The organism is Halobacillus sp. B23F22_5 (assembly GCF_043497085.1).
In the GTDB taxonomy this organism is placed as follows: Bacteria; Bacillota; Bacilli; order Bacillales; family Halobacillaceae; genus Thalassobacillus.
This window is the reverse complement of record NZ_JBIEKI010000001.1, coordinates 101,170-118,479: the sequence shown is the minus strand read 5'-3', so window position 1 is coordinate 118,479 and position 17,310 is coordinate 101,170. Positions and strand designations below refer to the sequence as shown.

Here is a 17,310-nt window from a genome sequence, read left to right as displayed (position 1 = left end):
ATCACAAAAAAAGAACCGCCCTCTCTTCAACGGAGAGAAACGGTTTCTGTTATTGCTAGTTGACCAGTTGTTTTACCTTCATCAAAACAGTATCGATATCTTCTTTGGTAATATGATAATTGGTGACGAACCGGACGGTATGCGGTCCAAATGGTACCGCTAAAATCCCTTCCTCTTTCAAGGCATTTAAAAACTGTTCTGCCGTATAGCCTGCCTGCTTCGTGTTGATCAGAATAATGTTGGTTTCCACCTCATTTTCCACGGTCAGTCCCTCAATCTCTGCCAATCCGGCCGCCAGCTGTTCCGCATGTTCTTGATCTTCCACCAGCCGCTCCGTCATTTCATTCAAAGCGACTAACCCCGGCGCTGCGATAATCCCGGCCTGCCTGAGACCGCCGCCAAGGCGCTTTCGCCACTTCCTTGCTTTCTTAATGAAGTCAGCGGAACCAGCGATGATCGACCCAACTGGAGCTCCAAGCCCCTTGGACAAGCAAAACTGGACGGTGTCGGCAAGTTCAGCGTAGCGTTCCACAGCTATTCCAGTAGCTGCCGAGGCATTGAAAAGCCTTGCCCCATCAAGGTGGATCGGAACATGATGCTCTCGTGCAATTTGAGCGATAGTTTTCATATTTTCCAGAGGAAGCACAGCTCCACCTGCTTTATTGTGGGTGTTCTCCAGACAAATCAGACCGGTTTCCGGGAAATGGATATCTTCACCGCGGATTGCCGCGGCAACATCAGTCGGAGACATTGCTCCCCGCTCTCCCTTGATTGTTCTTGGCTGTACCCCTGCCAATGCTGACATGGAAGCACCCTCATAGACAAACAGGTGAGCATCCTGCTCCAGGATGACCTCATCTCCAGGTTTGCAATGGGTCAGCACAGCAATCTGGTTTCCCTGCGTACCGCTCGTCACAAACAAGGCCGCTTCTTTTCCAAGCATTTCTGCTGCCCGCTCCTCGAGCTTATTGACCGTCGGATCTTCCTCATATACATCATCGCCGACTTCCGCTTCATACGCTGCTTTCCGCATCGCTTCTGTCGGTTTCGTTACCGTATCACTTCGTAAATCAATCATGGCTATTCCTCCATCGTAGTGACGTTTATTAAAAGTGTACTAGATTAAGAGGTTCTTTACCAAGATGAAGCACTATTAATGGTCATCATACGTGGATACTTATAAATAATTACTTAAAGCAAGAAACTTTTCCAAGGGTTAATTTTGTATTAGGATGGTTAGAGTGTGTAACATCACCAATTCTTTCAGATAGATGGAGGAAGCTTATGAAAGATCGAAATAAAGGAATTATCTTATTACTGATATCAGCGTTTGGCTTTTCGGTGATGGCGGCCTTTGTCAAGCTGTCAGGTGATTTGCCTACCGTACAGAAAACGTGGTTCAGAAACGTCATTTCCGTCCTCATTTCATTTGGATTTGTCATGTATTATAAAGAAAGCTTGTTCGGGAAAAAGGAAAACCAGAAGTTCCTGCTGATACGGTCGGCGATGGGAACCCTGGGCATGGTGCTGTTTTTCTATTCGATCGATGAACTGGTTTTGTCGGATGCAGACATGCTGAATAAATTAAGCCCGTTTCTGACGATTATTTTCTCCGCCATTTTCTTAAAAGAACGCGTAAAACTGTTTCAGATGGTAGCGATCGTCATCGCCTTTATCGGGACGCTATTCATCATCAAGCCGCAATTTTCGATCGATATCGTCCCTTATTTAGGCGGGATTCTCGGGGCTGTGTTTGCTGCTGGAGCCTATACGGTGCTTCGGATTCTTGGAAATAAAGAGAAGTTTTATACGGTCGTCTTTTACTTTTCCTTTTTCACGACCATGTCTTTACTGCCATTTGTCATCATCTTCTGGGAGCCGATGACCATGCAGCAGCTGATCTACCTTCTCTTAGCAGGAGTGTTCGCCACGATGGGCCAATTTGGTATCACCGTCGCCTATAAATTCGCCCCTGCGAAGGAAATCTCGATTTTCTTCTATTCAACAGTGGTCTTTTCTACGCTGATCAGTATTGTCGTCATCAACCAGGTACCCGATTTGATGAGCATCCTGGGGTATATCATCATCTTTGGTGCGTTGCTCTACATGTTCCTCAAAAACAACCAGCTTGATAAAAAATATCAGCAAAAACAAAGCTAAAACGGCGGTCCTAGCAAAGGACACGCCGTTTTTCTTAGGGGTTATTCATAAGATAATCCTGAACCTATTTGGTACAAACCTTCGATATTTACTGGCAGCTTGCCACCTGGATTTTCACCAAAAATAACAGCGACAGCTCCAGTCCAGGCAGTCGGGTTCGCTGTACCCCACCTATCTAGTGCATACGAAGCTAAATAAGCATCTACATCGGGAAATTCCTTGATATCATATGGCAGGCCTAGTGAAACGACAGCCACAGGCTTACCGGTATCATAAAGTTCTTTCACTAAGTCAGCTTGTCCTTCTGGCAGCACGCTTGCTGAGTACGTCGGTACAATAATCCGATCCGCTTCCTCTGCCAGTGTGACCGCCTCCTGAATTTGAGCCGCGTCAGGGTTTGCGCTTGAAGACGACCAGCTCAAGACCTCGCCATTTGATTTTTCCTCCACCTTTTCTGCAATTTGTTCAATATATCTCGTTCCGGCAACTAATGTTGTTTCCTCCGATTGATTATTAAAAGGAAGCACTCCTTCATTTTTAAGCAATGTCATGGAGTTGATCGCTATATTGGATGCAGCTTGCTTATGAGCAGGGGTATGAGTGATATCGAGAGCCTCTTCCGGATCTACTGTCCGCTCATCGAATAAATTGTACTTAAACTTTTTAGCTAAAATCCGTTCCAGGGATTCATGGACCCGCTTCTTGGTAATTTCATCCGTTTGATAAGCTTCATATAACGCTTCAAAAGTTTCTATCTGATCTGCCTGGTTTCCTGTAGCCATGATGATATCAGCCCCGGCATTGATAGCAAGAACAGCAGCGTTGCCTGCTCCCCAGTGATCATCAATGGCTTTCATGCTCATCGCATCTGTTACAATCAAGCCATCAAATCCCATATCCTCTCGTAAAAGGCCTGTCAGTACTTTTTTCGATAAGGTAGCAGGAAGTTCCGGATCGATCGCATCGACAATGACATGGGCAGTCATAATGGAATCAGTACCCGCATCAATTGCAGCTTGAAAAGGAGGCAGGTGGATATCCTCCAATGTTTCACGATCATACGAAACCCGTGCTATTCCATAATGAGAGTCGACACTTGTATCGCCGTGGCCAGGAAAATGCTTCGCTGAAGCCATGACGCCCTCTTGCTGGTTTCCTATTACCTGCGCAGCTGTCATTTTCGCTACCAGGTCTGTGTCTTCTCCGAAGGAACGAACTCCAATTACTGGATTTTCAGGATTCGTATTCACATCAGCAACAGGAGAGTAATTCCAATTAAAGCCCATCGCTCTCGCTTCTTTTCCCGTTATACGGGACACAAGCTCTGCATTCTCTATACTGTTCGTTGCGCCGATTCCCATCTGTCTAGGAAAAGTAGTAGCATCTTCCGGTACACGTTGGGACGCGCCGTATTCCAAGTCAGCGGAGATGATAAGTGGGATGCCCTTATCTGTTTCTGCCGCCCATTCCTGCAGCTGGTTATTGTAGGCTGCCTGATGATCCGCCGTACGCTTTCCATATACAATTACAGATCCGGCTTTATACTCCTGAATCGCTCGTTTTGTAAATTCATTTGGCATACCTGTTCCATTATCAAAGGTAGAAGGCATTACCAGCTGGCCGATTTTCTCCCGATCCGTCATTTGTGCGATGATACGCTTGATCATTCCTTTTTGTGCCTTTTCAGATTGAGGATCTGGCTGGTGAAATTCTTTCGGAGTCGTCTTAGCAGCAGCGGCAGGAATCAAAAGTGAAAAAACAAGCATGAAACAGCTAAGTGAAGCTAATACTTTTTTCAACTTGAAGACCTCCATTCTATTTTATAAAACGAATTTCCAGCGGTATCCCTAACCCTCCTTTGCAGATATATTCAAAATCAGAATAGCAAGGGTGCAGCATAGAGGTCTATACCAATTAACGATAAATGTTAAATTCATACAATTAACACATTGCTTAAGCACTAAGGTTCAGGCAAAAAATATGACGAATGGAGGAATTGCTGTAAATAGAATCCTTTCACTGCATCCACCAAAGAACCTCTATTTTTTAGTGGCTTCTTTATGTCTAATGGAATCGAATCCTGTCGCAATCCCACTAATGTGAAAGTTTTTGGGCGCAAAGCTTGCTTTTCCTGCATCAAGGTGCTATGCTTAGAGCACTTATTATTGTTCGGATATGAGTGAAAGAAGAAAATGTTTTCGTCTTGAATGAATATGAAGAGCAAGAAGAGTAATACAATGTGGCACAGCCACGCAGGAGGAATTACCAATGGTAGAAGGTACAGTAAAATGGTTTAACGCAGAAAAAGGTTTCGGTTTCATCGAAGTAGAAGGACAAGACGATGTATTCGTTCACTTCTCTGCTATTCAAGGCGAAGGCTTCAAAACTCTTGAAGAAGGCCAAGCAGTAACTTTCGATATCGAAGAAGGTCAACGCGGACCTCAAGCTGCTAACGTTCAAAAGTAATTGACGTTACAAAAAGGACTCCTATACAGGGGTCCTTTTTTTTGTGTCCAAAATCTTCTCATTTTTAAAAAGTACTACCTTTCAACCTTTCATAAAGCTCTTTTCCTTCTTTTTGTCCCTCCTATGCTGGTAAAAATGTAACGCTTTACCAATATAGAAAACGGGTAAGCAACTATTAATCATCGACTTTCTGGGAGGAGCTTACGTAATGGATAATCTGCTGACACTGATTGAAACAGGAGTAGCAAACATCTCTAACTTCCTTTGGACTTATGTATTAGCCCTCATTCTTATTGTAGGTGGAGTTTTTCTGACGATCCGGCTGAATTTTTTCCAATTTCGTTTTTTTGGACATGTACTTAAGCGTACAATCGGACAAATATTCAAGAAGAATAAACACGAAGGAACCATCACGCCATTCCAGGCCTTCACCTCTGCCTTAGCTTCTACTGCAGGAGCAACAAATATTGTCGGGGTTCCACTGGCTATTGCGTTAGGCGGCCCAGGTGCACTGTTCTGGATGTGGATGGTCGCTTTGATCGGGATGGCCACAAGATATTCGGAAATCCTGCTCGGTTTAAAATATCGCGAATTGAATAAAGAAGGAGTATGGGTAGGCGGCCCACAGTATTATATAAAAAAAGGATTAGGCTGGAACAAAATCGCGGCCTTATTCGCCTTCTTTTTAATGATTGAAATCATTCCGAGTGTCATGGTCCAATCCAATTCGATTACCACACAAGTGCAAGGCGCGTTCGGCTGGCCGGTATGGATTACCGGGATTATTATAACCATATTGATCGGAATCATTGTATTCGGGGGAATTAAACGCATTGGAAAAGTAACCGATAAACTGGTCCCTTTAATGGTATTGTCTTACTTAATAATTTGTTTCATCGTAATTTTTGCTAACATCGGAACAATTCCAAGTATCTTCGGCCTTATTTTCACCCACGCTTTCACTCCTATTTCCGCCGCCGGTGGATTTGCAGGCGCCGGAATTGCCCAGGCTATCCGCTGGGGTATCGCGCGAGGACTGTATTCCAATGAAGCAGGGCTTGGGACTGGACCAGTGGCACACGCTGCAGCTCAGACCGATCATCCAAGTAAACAGGCGCTATGGGGAATCTTCAGTGTCTTCGTCGACACAATTGTCATATGTACGGTAACCGGACTGACTGTCCTGTCTTCCGGAGCCTGGAAAGAAGTTGGAGCCGATCAATCCTCCAACATGGTAAATATCGCATTTGCTGATGTTTTCGGTGAACAATTCGGAGGGGCGTTTGTCGCCATCTTTTTATTATTCTTCGTACTGACAACAGTAGGTGTCATCATCTTCTACGGAGAAAAACAGGCAGAGTACTTATTTGGTTTGAGGGCTTCTAAAGGGATGCGTGTCCTCTATGTCATTTCCATTTATCTAGGCGCTATCGGCGGTCTGCAGTTCGTTTGGCAGTTCCTTGATTTACTGCTGGCAGCGGCGGTGTTGTTCAACATCTTCCCGGTGCTGTTCATGCACAAAGAAATCAAAGCAATTACAGAGGATTATATTGAACGTGTCTATCGCGGAAAAGGTGGTAAACCTCGCGTCAAATTATTCAGCGATGAAGCCAAAGACACAAACTGAGACAGGTCAAAATTTTATAAGCGAAATTGTTGTTTATTTGCGGAACTGTCGATATATTTGTGAGTTCACCACTACTATATACGACTTTTCCAATATATTCGCTACACAAAAATAAGCCGGGCGCTGAGCGCCCGGCTTATTTTTCGTCTTCATCAACATAGCGACCATGATCAGGGATGGCTATTTTATCAAAATCCCGATTCAGTCTAGCGAGGTTTTCCGTTAATTCCTCCCCACTCATCGGAAGTCCGTGTCCAGTCACAGCCAGTTCCGGTTTCAGTGCATCCAACTTCTTAACTGACTCCCAGGCGGTCGTCCAATCCGTAGTCAAATAACGAGGCGGACCGCTGATTTCTTGCTCTTGGGTCAATACTTTGAATAAATATTCTTGTTTTACCGTTACAAAAGCATCGCCGGCAATCAGTGAACGATCAGATTCCCGGAACAAGGAGACATGTCCTTGGGTGTGGCCTGGTGTATGGACCCATCGCCAGCCAGGCATAAATGGTACCGTCCCATCCTCAGGAAGCTTATGAACATTAGCTCCAAGATCAATTCCTTCATTCGGGAACATCCGTGACATTTTTGCTACCATGCCGCCTTCGACACTGGTGTCCGGCTCCGGATAGTCCATTTCACCAGTAAGGTAAGGCATTTCCAGTTCATGGGCATAAACGGGTACACCCCAATGCTCTACCAGCTCTTCAACCGCTCCTACATGGTCAAAATGGCCATGTGTAAGAATGATTGCCTTCGGTCTGTTATTTTCTCCATAAAGCTCCTGAGCCGTCGCTAAAATTTCGTCAGCAGATTTAGGCATGCCAGCATCGACCAGCACCCAATCCTGCGGGTGCGCTGTACTTCCGACAAAACAAACGTTGACTACCTGGATCGGCAGGCAGTGGATATCGGGGGTCAAAGGCTGTTCGGTGCCGCTTCTTACAGAAGTTACTGGTATCAATCTATCCTTCACTCTCATTCCCTCCTTAGTCATTGTTAATTATTCTCTTCCTAAAAACCAATTTTATTAAACCTGAGGATGATACTGATATTCAATCAAATCAACGTAACGTCCATTCTCTATCCTGACCCCTTCACTTTCCAGGCGTATTCTTTGCTCTTCCGCAGTTTCTTCATCCCGACTGGCAATTTGACCTTTCGCATTGACCACACGGTGCCAGGGAAGCTTATATTTTCGACTCAATGTATGTAGAATACGTGCAACCTGTCTTGCCCCGCGTGGGCTGCCGGCAAGCTTGGCAATTTGCCCATAGGTCATCACGCTCCCCTCGGGAATAGATGAGATAAGGTGAATGACTTTTTTTGTGAATATTTCCATGGAAGCCTCCTTAAATTTCAATTTGAGTAGAACTGGATAACAATTTAATAAAAAATCGTTATCCTAAAGCATTATTTGCTAATAATAACACATCCACATGTGTAAAGTTTTTAATTTTTCTGAGAGTTACTAACAATTGTCCACAGATTTATTAACAATGGGTGTTGATTTTCATTTATACACACGATATTCTACGATGTAAACAGGTTATACACAGATGTTATACACATATTCACAGGTCATACCAGTTATTTAGTATAAGAATTTATGTTCGCTACTATATATATACCATTTATCCTCATGATACCCACAACTTGTGGATAATTTTTTATACTTAAAAAGCTGCCTCTTTATAAAGAGACAGCTCTGGTTAGGCTTAAAAATCTTCTTGTGCGGCTAGGGTTACCGTAGTTTCTTGTTGTTCCCCATTTCGATAATAGGTTACTGTCATTTCCTCTCCGACTTTTTTCTCGTGGTAAAGGTGCTGACGAAGTTCAATAATATTTTGAATAGGCTCTCCGTCCAGTTGTGTAATGACGTCCAACTGTTCTAATCCAGCTTTCGCAGCAGGCGACATAGGCTCTACCGAACGTAAGTATACGCCACCGTCCACTTCCTCTGGCAGCTGCAACGTGTTTTGCCTTTCGCTCTTAGGTACATCAGCAATCGAGTAAGCTTCCACTCCAAGGAATGGGCGTGTGACTTTTCCTTCACTTTCCAGCTCATCAATAATCGGTTTAGCTTCGTCGATTGGAATAGCGAAACCGATCCCTTCTACCGCAGAACGTGCAATTTTCATCGAATTGATTCCAATCAGCTGTCCTTCAATATTTATCAATGCGCCTCCACTGTTCCCAGGGTTGATGGCTGCATCTGTTTGAATGACATCAGCCTGCCAATCTGCTTGTCCGTCGCCGTTGAAATCCTGTGGGATCGCCCGTTGTTTCCCACTGATAATTCCTTTTGTAACTGACCCGGAAAAACGTAAACCTAATGGGCTGCCGATCGCAATTGCAGGCTCACCCACTTTGATATTTTCCGACTTACCGATAGGGATTTCTTTTTCAACCTGGTCGGCAGGCATCTTTAAAACCGCCAGATCGGTAAATAAATCACTCCCGACGATTTCAGCAGTAATCCTGGTTTCATCGGCTAACGCTACTTCTACTTTATCGGCTCCCTGGATGACGTGGTGGTTGGTGACCACATAGGCCGTATCCCCATCAATTTTATAAATGACCCCGGAGCCTGTACCCGCTTCTCCTTCTTCTTGTTCCTGCCAAAAATTAGAGCGGGATTGCATGTTGACCACCCCTACAACAGCAGGCGCAACATTTTCAACCACTTCTGTAACCTGGGTGGTAACATCTACCTCAACATTCTGCGTTGTGCCTGATAAGTTCTGGTCTTCATCCACAAGCCCACTTTCATCCTCAGGTATCGTCATATCATAGGGGAGTAAATTAGACTGTATTAATGCCGGAAGTGCCAATAACACCAGTACAGCACCCAGAACAATTCCTACGATAGTAGGCATGACCCAATTCTTTTTCTTCTTTTGCTGTCTTGTCTGCGGAGAATGGTCATCATAATAACCCATTTGCTCCACCATTCCTTTCTATTTGTATTGGAATATCCATATCCGTACAACCTTTAGAATGTTTTCAGCAAAAACGTTAGAATCACCCAACTACATATAAAGGCGTCGGTTGTTTAGGATCTGTATCATGGAGCTCTACACGAGACCCCACTTCAAATCCTCTTTCCTTCAGCACATTGCTGACAGACATACGAGCAAGATCTTTCATATTGTTATCTTGACTTAAATGGGCCAAATAAATACGCTTTGTTCGATCAGTTATGATATCAGTCAAGGCAAGAGCACAATCTTCATTAGAAACATGACCGGAATCACCAAGTATTCTCCGTTTGGTATTCCACGGGTATCTCCCCATACGCAACATTTCGACATCGTGATTCGATTCAAAAATATAGGCATCCGCATCTTCTACTGTTTTTTTAATACGTTCAGATACATACCCTAAATCGGTGACCAGAGAAACTTTTTTCCCATTATGCCTGAATGTATAAAACATCGGATCTGCGGCATCATGAGAAACCCCAAAAGATTCAACATCAAGGTCACCGAAGCTTTTCACTTCTTCCATCCCAAAATGGAACTTTTGATCGAGCGTAAGTTTACCAAGGGAACCATCCATAGCATGCCACGTTTTCTCATTTGCATAAATCGGCAAATTATATTTTCTCGCCATGATACCCAATCCCTTGATATGATCACTGTGCTCGTGGGTAACTAAAATTTTTGTCAGTTCTTTTGGGCTGATGCCGATATCATGCATCGCCTGGTCGATCCTTTTGCCGCTTAATCCGGCATCTACTAAAATCTTTTCTTGATCTGTCTCTATATAAAAAGCATTTCCAGTACTTCCTGAAGCTAACACGCTAAAACGTAAGGTCATTCATCGACCCTCCATCTATATTATTCATTATTATTATCCGTCTCTTGTTCAGATTCGGCCTCCGGCTCTGGAACGCTTTCTGCTTGATTATCATCCTGCGATCTCCCAACCCCTGCAGTTTCCAGTGCCTTCGTAATAAATTCATTTTCATTTTCTTCCAGGATTCTTCCTTCGGTGGTCGCTGTAACAAAATGGATGTCTTTATTATTGACTGTAATCTTCCATGTCGGAGCGAACACTTGTATACCATTGGAATCACCCTGGATTTGAGAATGGTAGCCTACTACCATGTCAGTAATTTTATCTTCCGAGGTAATCTCTCCATTATCATATAACTGATATACAGCTTGAATAGGCTGAAGTAATTCAGATTTCTCGCTTTCTTTTTCAATATCCCCAAGCCTGGTTTGATAATATCCAGTTATCTCTCCTTCTTCAACTAAAAACATCAGTAAGCCGCTTTCATTGAAATAAATCGTACTATTGTTGTTTTTTTGAAAGAATAAAATAACCTGATGCTCGTCATTTTTGCCCCAATAGGAATATTGATCATCATAGATGACAAAATCCTCTACCTTATCCATAATTTCTTCGCCCGCATCCTCAGCCTCAACTGGAATAGGTTTATCGAATTTTACGTAAAGTGAATTCTCTTTATACAGGTTAGGATCTATGCCCTCCATATTCTCAAGAGCTTTCACATCTTCTTCAGAGAAATCGGCTCTCCTGCCATTAATGAAAGCCATAGGAGGCTGTTCTTCAGGTATCTCAGAGGTGTCAATATTTTCAAGGCTTAACTGTTCTGCGGCAGAAGTGTTCTCATCCAGTTGTTCGAGCTCGGCACCATCTGTTTTAGTTAAAAACTGCTGCAGCAAAAAGAGATCCAGGATCAGAAAGCTTAGGATAAATAATGTTTTAATTTGACCCCATTGCATCCTGATCCGCTCCTTTCGATAATTGGACCGTGTCTAACTTTTCATTAATATTTTCCCATTTTCCATTTTGCTTGACATACCAGGCAGGCATCAAGGTATAAAAAATGTTCTGGTTTCCAGGGTTAGAAGGAATTAACCGGTACCCGATGGAGATATCCTGGATTGTATTTTGATTAATGGATGGATTGTTTTCCAATACATCTAAGACTCTTTCACCCGACTCCAGTACAATCTCCCTTTCTTCCTCTTCTTGCGCATATACTTCTACAATATCAGTCAAGGGTCGCTTATACCTGTATAACTCTTCCTGTCGGTACTGGACCATTATCTCTGATAAACGGCTTGGCGATAGAACAGGGACTCCATCGTAAATCATTCGATATGAAGCCTGATGATCGGTTAAATCGAACAGATTATAATCATCGGTCCATCCTTTATGGTTGTTAACCATTGCCATACTTTCTGTAATCAGTTCATAGTCATTCAGCATTGTCCCTTTTCCAAATAAAGCCCTCTCCAACTTCATGCTTTTTCCATCTTCCGCTATAATCATCTCACTGTCATAATCGGAAAAGCTGGTTGTCTCATCACTTCTTTTACTTTTTTTCACACGGGAGACATCATCAAAAAGGGCATTTAATAAAGGTTCAACTTTAACAGGGTCCACAGAAATAAAATGGTCGGTCATCGTTACTTCATTCTTCGGTATAAAAATACGCGTATTTTTATTTTCAAACTTAATAAGTTCTTGTTTATTTTCTAAAGACCGATGTTGGGAGATTAAATCGGCAAAAGCATCCGTAGCCTGTACTTGGGCACGAATCACATTTTCCCCATCCCCTGAGATGAATCGTACTGAAGTAATTGATTCTGTACTTTCATCCAGTACAAATACCATGTATTTAAAGTTTCCAGCCGCTAAACCGATCCCTTGCTCCTCTTCACTCACTGTAAAAATGCTCGTGAGGAGTTTTACCGGCAATCCTGTCGGAAATACTATTTCTGTCATAATTTGTCCTTCCGGAAAACCGCTCTCGCCAGGCTCAAAGTTATAAAGTGTCCAGTTTTGCATTTGCTGATAGAAAAGCGCTTCATCCTGTGAGTCTGTAAAACCGTAATCGCCGGCCGTATTATGAAAGACGATGTTACTCGGCTGGACTACATCGGTCATCGTCTGTTCCAGTCCACCGACATCCGTGTCTACTCCCATATCTTCTTCTACCCTGTCATGACTGGGCTGATAGTTCCATAAAGCTACCGTCAAAAACAAACTGAGCATAATTAAAATAAACAATATGATAGATTTTAAGGTTTCAAAATTCATGCGTTACCCCTCCGCTTCTTCTTCACAAGCGGCAATGTAAAGTGGACGGTGGTCCCTTTGTTTTCCTTGCTCTCTGCCCAGATTTGACCATGGTGAGCTTCTATCATTTCCCGGGCAATAGCCAGGCCAAGACCTGTGCCTCCGAGTTTCCGCGTTCGAGCTTTATCGACACGATAGAAGCGATCAAAAATCTTGTCCACTTTTTCAGCTGGAATCCCCATACCTTCATCCGAAACACTAATCTGAAGTTTATTATGGAATTTTTGTGTCCTGAAGCGGATGGTTCCTCCCTCGGGAGAATACTTGATGGCATTGGAAATGATATTATCCATGACCTGCGTGATCTTATCTTTATCCATCCATACGTATACCGTTTCCTTAGGAAGGTTTCTTTCAAAAGTGATGCCTTCCTCTTTGTTCATCTCAAAACGGTCGATGATGTGATGGTAAAACTCAATGAATTCTACACGGTCTTTGAACAACTCATGGCCCTTGCTGTCCATTTTAGATAATTGCAACAAATCATTGACCAGGCGAATCATTCGCTCTGTTTCATTTTGAGTTACTTCTAAAAACCTTGGAGCAATCTCTTTATCCGTCCAGGCTCCATCTGTCAACGCTTCTAAATAACTTCTCATCGTAGTCAAAGGCGTGCGCAATTCATGGGAGACATTCGAAACAAATTCCCTGCGTTCCCGCTCGACTTTTTCCTGCTCCGTCACATCACTGATCACTGTAATAAATCCATTCATATTCTGTCGTTCATCTAACACATAAGAAAAGTTAGCCTTCAACACCATATACTGTTCGTCGGTGCTCATGTCGACCAGCATTGAACCGGTATCCTGTACTTCTGAAATATCGGAAATCTGGTCATTGAGATCTAATACATCAAACAAAGACTGGCCTTGCACATCATCAAAGCTTTGGCCAATCAGGTTCGATGCTGGCTTGTTCATCAACGTGATAGCTCCGAGACGATCGGTTGCTATAACACCATCCGACATATTAGACAATACGGAACTAAGCTTCCTTCGCTCACCTTCTGTGGTGGCTTGAGCAAGCTGAATTTTATCACTTAAATCATTGAAGGTGACTGCTAATTGACCAATCTCATCGGAACCATACACATTTACTTTTTGAGAAAAGTCACCAGCAGCCATTTTTTTGGCTTGTTTCCTCATTTCTGTGATCGGTCGTGTAATCGTCCTGGCAACTAGAATCCCAAGCAGAGCAGTGATGGTCAGGGAGATCAATGTCCCTTTAGCAAATATCCCATTGATTTCACTCATCTGCGTATAGATCTCATTCATCCTGGCTCTGAGGTAAATGGCTCCTACGGTTTCATCATCTACGGTAATCGGGAAAGTCCGCACAAAGATTCGGTCATTGTCTTCGTCAACAAAGATTTTATCCTTTGGATCCCCTAACAATAATGTACTTTGCACAAGGGAATCACGGGTTTTTTGCCCAACATTATCCTGCTGGTCATATTGCTGTCCATAGGTAGCTAAGATACGGCTGTTTTTATCCACTACGAACAGCTCCTGGATATCACTGCTGTCAAAGTCACCTAGTATTCCCTGGACTTCTTCTTCTAATGAAACCTCATCATCCGTCTGATCATTCTCAAAGGCCTGGGTAAGACTGTAAGTAAGCCATTGAACTCGGTCATTGATTGAGTTTTTAAAGTTTTGTTCTAAATTGTTTTCCAAATTCTGTGCGAAATAAGCTCCGATCACTTGTATCCCTAACAAAAGGAGCAGAATATAAACAAGGATAAGCTTTAATCGCACAGATTGAAAAAAACCGACTTTATTCATTAAAAACTACTCCTGCTCTGGATTACGCAAATAATAACCTACCCCGCGGCGTGTGACGATCCAAGTAGGATTACTAGGGCTCTCCTCAATTTTTTCTCTTAGTCTTCTTACTGTTACGTCTACGGTACGGACATCGCCATAGTAATCGTAACCCCAAACTGTCTCCAGCAAGTGCTCTCTGGTCATGACCTGTCCAATATGTCTAGCCAGATAATGAAGCAGTTCGAATTCACGATGAGTCAACTCTATGTAGTCCCCATCGCGTGTTACTGTATAGGCGTCCGGGTGAATGACCAGACGGCCAATTTTGATATCTTTCGATTGAGTGGCTGTGTCTTCAGGTTCCTGGAAGCGGCGGCGCAAGTTCGCTTTGACCCTTGCAATCAGTTCGCGGTTATTGAACGGCTTGGTCACATAATCATCAGCACCCAGCTCAAGTCCTAAGACCTTATCGATTTCTGAGTCCTTGGCTGTCAGCATGATAATCGGCATGTTGTGTTTTTTCCGGACTTCCCGGCAAACTTCATTACCATCTTTATTTGGAAGCATGATATCAAGTAAAATCAAATCAGGATTTTCTTGATCAGCCAGCTCGATCGCTTCATCGCCATCATAAGCACATACTACGGTATAGCCTTCTTTTTCTAAGTTGAATTTCAAAATGTCAGCAATTGGTTTTTCATCATCTACAACTAATATTTTTTGACTCATTCATTACACATCCCTTTTCCATCCAAGTTTGTGTTACTTTAGTTTATTTTAACTCATTTTAAATGAATTGTCTTTTTAAGCCAAAGACTTACTCTTACAATAACATAGCCGCGCTGCAAATACTTGCGCGCGGCTATCTTTTCAACATATTGTAGTTTTATTTCGATACATAACTTAAAGGATTTACCGGTGAACCATTTTTATGCACTTCAAAGTGCAAGTGGACTCCTGTAGATTGCCCTGTGGTGCCCATCACTCCAATTTTGTCACCAGCAGCTACTTTTTGTCCTTTGCTGACACTTAACGAACTCATGTGAGAATAGGTGGTCACAAACCCATTTTTATGATCGATTTTCACCTGGTTCCCATAGCCTCCGCTATTGAACTGAGCATAAGTGACAACACCGCCGTCTGCTGCCTTGATGGTTCTGTCACTGACACCGGCAATATCGATACCGTTATGAGCTTTACCCCAACGCTGTCCCATCTTACTGGTGATCGTGCCTCCGACAGCAGGCCAGGAGAATGTGCCGTCACCGGTAGCAGGCTTCTCTTTAGTGCCTTTTAAGATGATTTCTTTGACTGGTTCTTTTACCGTTTCTTCATCTAGCTTTTTGGTCTCCGTTGTTTCTCCATTTACTTTTGTTACGGAATAATGGATTTCCTTTTTACCATCTTCGCCTTTTTGTTCTACTTTTGTCTCGCCTTTATATAAGTCGTCTGTGCTTTTCGTTTCCGTATCATGTGCGATCGAAGCTTCCTTAATTTCTTCTTCTTTCACGATGACTTCCAAGTAAGGACGCTGTTCGGCCACTTTTAATGTTTCATCAGCTTCCAGATCGTTTGAATTATCAATATTGTGGTTAAGCTGCTTGAATTTTTCTTCAGTCAGATCATACTCACTTGTTATCTCACTTATCGTGTCTCCCTTTTCTACGGTATGCTCTTTTTCGACTTCTTTACCAGATTTCAAGAGTTCGACTGCTTCGTCTACGGTAGAAACTTTTTCTGGGTCCACATTATCTTTGGAATGAGTGACTTCTTTCGACAAGGAAACTTCTACTACAGCAGGGTCTCCTTTTTTAACATCCAGATTTTTATCATTTTTCATGTTTAATTCTGCTTCTTCGAGGGTAGATTCATCCATGTATTCCATTTTAAATTGATGAACCGTTTCTTCAGCCTTCTCTTTAGAAGGAAGGTACGCGACTACTTCACCATCTACTTCTACGGTGAAAACTTCTGCTTGAATCGCCAATTCGTTATTGATTTCATCAGTTACTTCATCATTATTGTGGGAGGGTTCAAACAGTTTCTCTGCAATGAAATTTACTTCATTAGAAGTTGTAAGTGTCATATCTTCATATTTTTCTTGTGCTTTTTCGATACGATCTTCAATATTACTTTCGACCATTTTCTTCTCATCTACAGCACCTATGTAGTCATCTCCTACATAAACATGATAGATTGTGGAGAGTTCACCCTCAGCCTGCACAGAAGGGTTTACCGAAAGTGCTAAACTGAACAAAAATGCAACAATTAACTTTCCCCAAAAACTCGAATTGCTCGACCTCCGCTTTTCGTTAAAACCTTTTCCCATCACTACGTTAAATCCTCCTAAGCTTTACCAAGTCAATTATTCTATCTATCTCTCTCTAAATTGCTTAATAATTTTGTCACTTTATTAATCTATCATAGTGTAGAAGGGTGTCGAAACAGGAAACCTGCATTTGTAATACACTTATAATATCCATGGTAGATAACGGTAACATTGGCAACATTAGCTTAATTTTAATGTTAGTGAGAATGTTGATATCTCAAGGTTCATGCGGATAATTGTCGGAATATTTTTCATTCTTGTTACAGTTCTTTTTCAACCCGCAAAAAAGAGGCCTGAACATATTCAGACCTCTTTTTCGCAGTGGCTTGGGACGGAATCGAACCGCCGACACACGGATTTTCAGTCCGTTGCTCTACCGACTGAGCTACCAAGCCATAATCTAGTTTATTCAATTAAGTGACAAAACTCGCTTGCTTTCGACAACGTGGTTAATCGTATCACAAGTATAATCATGATAGCAATAGTTTTTTTATAATTCCCTTTAATTTAGTAAAAAGCGTTATAACGCCCTTGTCATTTTTGCGCTGAGCCTACTGCTAATATAACAAGAAATAGAATTACAATACCGACGCCTAATAAAACACTAACAATACTCACCTTGCCACTCCCTTCTTTTCTTCGTCTTTTTTGTAGTAAAGTTTTTCATAACTCCTATAGTTTAACATAATTATCCAAGAACAAAAGCGCAAGCGCCTTGCTCACCCCCGACAAGCTTAAGTCAAGCCTCGCCGTGACGTTTTTTGTCACAGAGAGGATTGACTTAAGACCTCGAGGGGGTAGGCGCTGGAGCTGGATGCGACCCACAGCAAAATATTATCCACAAA

The 17,310-nt window shown here is 42.6% G+C and carries 14 protein-coding genes and 1 tRNA gene; 3 read left to right on the top strand and 12 right to left on the bottom strand.

What is annotated here, in order from left to right; genetic code table 11:
• Positions 1-55 precede the first annotated feature (55 nt).
• Positions 56-1,078, bottom strand: a complete 1,023-nt coding sequence (gene ltaE / locus ACGTN9_RS00595) for a low-specificity L-threonine aldolase (RefSeq protein ID WP_499589499.1) — start codon at positions 1,076-1,078, stop codon at positions 56-58.
• A gap of 206 nt (positions 1,079-1,284) precedes the next feature.
• Between ltaE and ACGTN9_RS00590 the strand changes: the two genes are divergently transcribed.
• Positions 1,285-2,160: a DMT family transporter gene (locus ACGTN9_RS00590; protein ID WP_499589497.1), complete on the top strand. Its 876-nt coding sequence runs from the start codon at positions 1,285-1,287 to the stop codon at positions 2,158-2,160.
• Positions 2,161-2,201: 41 nt separating this feature from the next.
• On the opposite strand, the gene ACGTN9_RS00585 is transcribed toward ACGTN9_RS00590, so the two are convergent.
• Entirely contained in the window at positions 2,202-3,959 is a 1,758-nt protein-coding gene (locus ACGTN9_RS00585) for a glycoside hydrolase family 3 protein (RefSeq protein WP_499589495.1), read from the bottom strand.
• 469 nt (positions 3,960-4,428) lie between these two features.
• On the opposite strand from ACGTN9_RS00585, the gene ACGTN9_RS00580 reads away from it, so the two are divergent.
• Together ACGTN9_RS00580 and ACGTN9_RS00575 are read left to right on the top strand one after the other, a co-directional pair.
• Positions 4,429-4,626, top strand: a complete 198-nt coding sequence (locus ACGTN9_RS00580) for a cold-shock protein (RefSeq protein ID WP_062443511.1) — start codon at positions 4,429-4,431, stop codon at positions 4,624-4,626.
• A gap of 208 nt (positions 4,627-4,834) precedes the next feature.
• Positions 4,835-6,253 (top strand): alanine/glycine:cation symporter family protein, encoded by a 1,419-nt coding sequence (locus ACGTN9_RS00575; protein WP_499589493.1) that lies wholly within the window; start codon positions 4,835-4,837, stop codon positions 6,251-6,253.
• Positions 6,254-6,389: 136 nt separating this feature from the next.
• On the opposite strand, the gene ACGTN9_RS00570 is transcribed toward ACGTN9_RS00575, so the two are convergent.
• From ACGTN9_RS00570 to ACGTN9_RS00525, 10 genes are all read right to left on the bottom strand, one after another.
• Positions 6,390-7,232, bottom strand: coding sequence for an MBL fold metallo-hydrolase (locus ACGTN9_RS00570; protein WP_499589491.1), 843 nt, complete (start codon positions 7,230-7,232; stop codon positions 6,390-6,392).
• A gap of 48 nt (positions 7,233-7,280) precedes the next feature.
• Positions 7,281-7,592 carry an MGMT family protein gene (locus tag ACGTN9_RS00565; RefSeq protein WP_499589489.1) on the bottom strand — a complete coding sequence of 104 codons (312 nt, stop codon included), beginning with the start codon at positions 7,590-7,592 and terminating at the stop codon, positions 7,281-7,283.
• Between the two features lie 376 nt (positions 7,593-7,968).
• On the bottom strand, positions 7,969-9,192 hold the full coding sequence (locus tag ACGTN9_RS00560; protein WP_499589487.1) for a S1C family serine protease: 1,224 nt from the start codon (positions 9,190-9,192) through the stop codon (positions 7,969-7,971).
• A gap of 82 nt (positions 9,193-9,274) precedes the next feature.
• A complete protein-coding gene (locus ACGTN9_RS00555) occupies positions 9,275-10,072 on the bottom strand; it encodes an MBL fold metallo-hydrolase (protein WP_499589485.1) in 798 nt (265 codons plus the stop codon).
• A gap of 20 nt (positions 10,073-10,092) precedes the next feature.
• On the bottom strand, positions 10,093-11,007 hold the full coding sequence (locus ACGTN9_RS00550; protein ID WP_499589483.1) for a two-component system regulatory protein YycI: 915 nt from the start codon (positions 11,005-11,007) through the stop codon (positions 10,093-10,095).
• Entirely contained in the window at positions 10,988-12,331 is a 1,344-nt protein-coding gene (locus tag ACGTN9_RS00545) for a YycH family regulatory protein (RefSeq protein ID WP_499589481.1), read from the bottom strand. Before ACGTN9_RS00545 ends, ACGTN9_RS00550 begins: the two co-directional genes overlap by 20 nt.
• Entirely contained in the window at positions 12,328-14,154 is a 1,827-nt protein-coding gene (gene walK / locus ACGTN9_RS00540) for a cell wall metabolism sensor histidine kinase WalK (protein ID WP_499589479.1), read from the bottom strand. The genes ACGTN9_RS00545 and walK overlap by 4 nt, the downstream gene beginning before the upstream one ends.
• Positions 14,155-14,160: 6 nt before the next feature.
• A complete protein-coding gene (gene yycF, locus ACGTN9_RS00535) occupies positions 14,161-14,865 on the bottom strand; it encodes a response regulator YycF (RefSeq protein WP_093042187.1) in 705 nt (234 codons plus the stop codon).
• Positions 14,866-15,022: 157 nt separating this feature from the next.
• Positions 15,023-16,465, bottom strand: coding sequence for a peptidoglycan DD-metalloendopeptidase family protein (locus tag ACGTN9_RS00530; RefSeq protein WP_499590477.1), 1,443 nt, complete (start codon positions 16,463-16,465; stop codon positions 15,023-15,025).
• 322 nt (positions 16,466-16,787) lie between these two features.
• Positions 16,788-16,860 (bottom strand) — tRNA-Phe (locus ACGTN9_RS00525).
• Between the last annotated feature and the right edge of the window lie 450 nt (positions 16,861-17,310).

Excerpts from the sequence above, each read along its gene's own strand:
- ltaE (WP_499589499.1), bottom strand. The coding sequence starts at position 1,078 with ATGATTGATTTACGAAGTGATACGGTAACGAAACCGACAGAAGCGATG.
- ACGTN9_RS00590 (WP_499589497.1), top strand. The coding sequence starts at position 1,285 with ATGAAAGATCGAAATAAAGGAATTATCTTATTACTGATATCAGCGTTT.
- ACGTN9_RS00580 (WP_062443511.1), top strand. The coding sequence starts at position 4,429 with ATGGTAGAAGGTACAGTAAAATGGTTTAACGCAGAAAAAGGTTTCGGT.
- ACGTN9_RS00575 (WP_499589493.1), top strand. The coding sequence starts at position 4,835 with ATGGATAATCTGCTGACACTGATTGAAACAGGAGTAGCAAACATCTCT.
- ACGTN9_RS00570 (WP_499589491.1), bottom strand. The coding sequence starts at position 7,232 with ATGAGAGTGAAGGATAGATTGATACCAGTAACTTCTGTAAGAAGCGGC.
- ACGTN9_RS00565 (WP_499589489.1), bottom strand. The coding sequence starts at position 7,592 with ATGGAAATATTCACAAAAAAAGTCATTCACCTTATCTCATCTATTCCC.
- ACGTN9_RS00560 (WP_499589487.1), bottom strand. The coding sequence starts at position 9,192 with ATGGGTTATTATGATGACCATTCTCCGCAGACAAGACAGCAAAAGAAG.
- ACGTN9_RS00555 (WP_499589485.1), bottom strand. The coding sequence starts at position 10,072 with ATGACCTTACGTTTTAGCGTGTTAGCTTCAGGAAGTACTGGAAATGCT.
- ACGTN9_RS00550 (WP_499589483.1), bottom strand. The coding sequence starts at position 11,007 with ATGCAATGGGGTCAAATTAAAACATTATTTATCCTAAGCTTTCTGATC.
- ACGTN9_RS00545 (WP_499589481.1), bottom strand. The coding sequence starts at position 12,331 with ATGAATTTTGAAACCTTAAAATCTATCATATTGTTTATTTTAATTATG.
- walK (WP_499589479.1), bottom strand. The coding sequence starts at position 14,154 with ATGAATAAAGTCGGTTTTTTTCAATCTGTGCGATTAAAGCTTATCCTT.
- yycF (WP_093042187.1), bottom strand. The coding sequence starts at position 14,865 with ATGAGTCAAAAAATATTAGTTGTAGATGATGAAAAACCAATTGCTGAC.
- ACGTN9_RS00530 (WP_499590477.1), bottom strand. The coding sequence starts at position 16,465 with ATGGGAAAAGGTTTTAACGAAAAGCGGAGGTCGAGCAATTCGAGTTTT.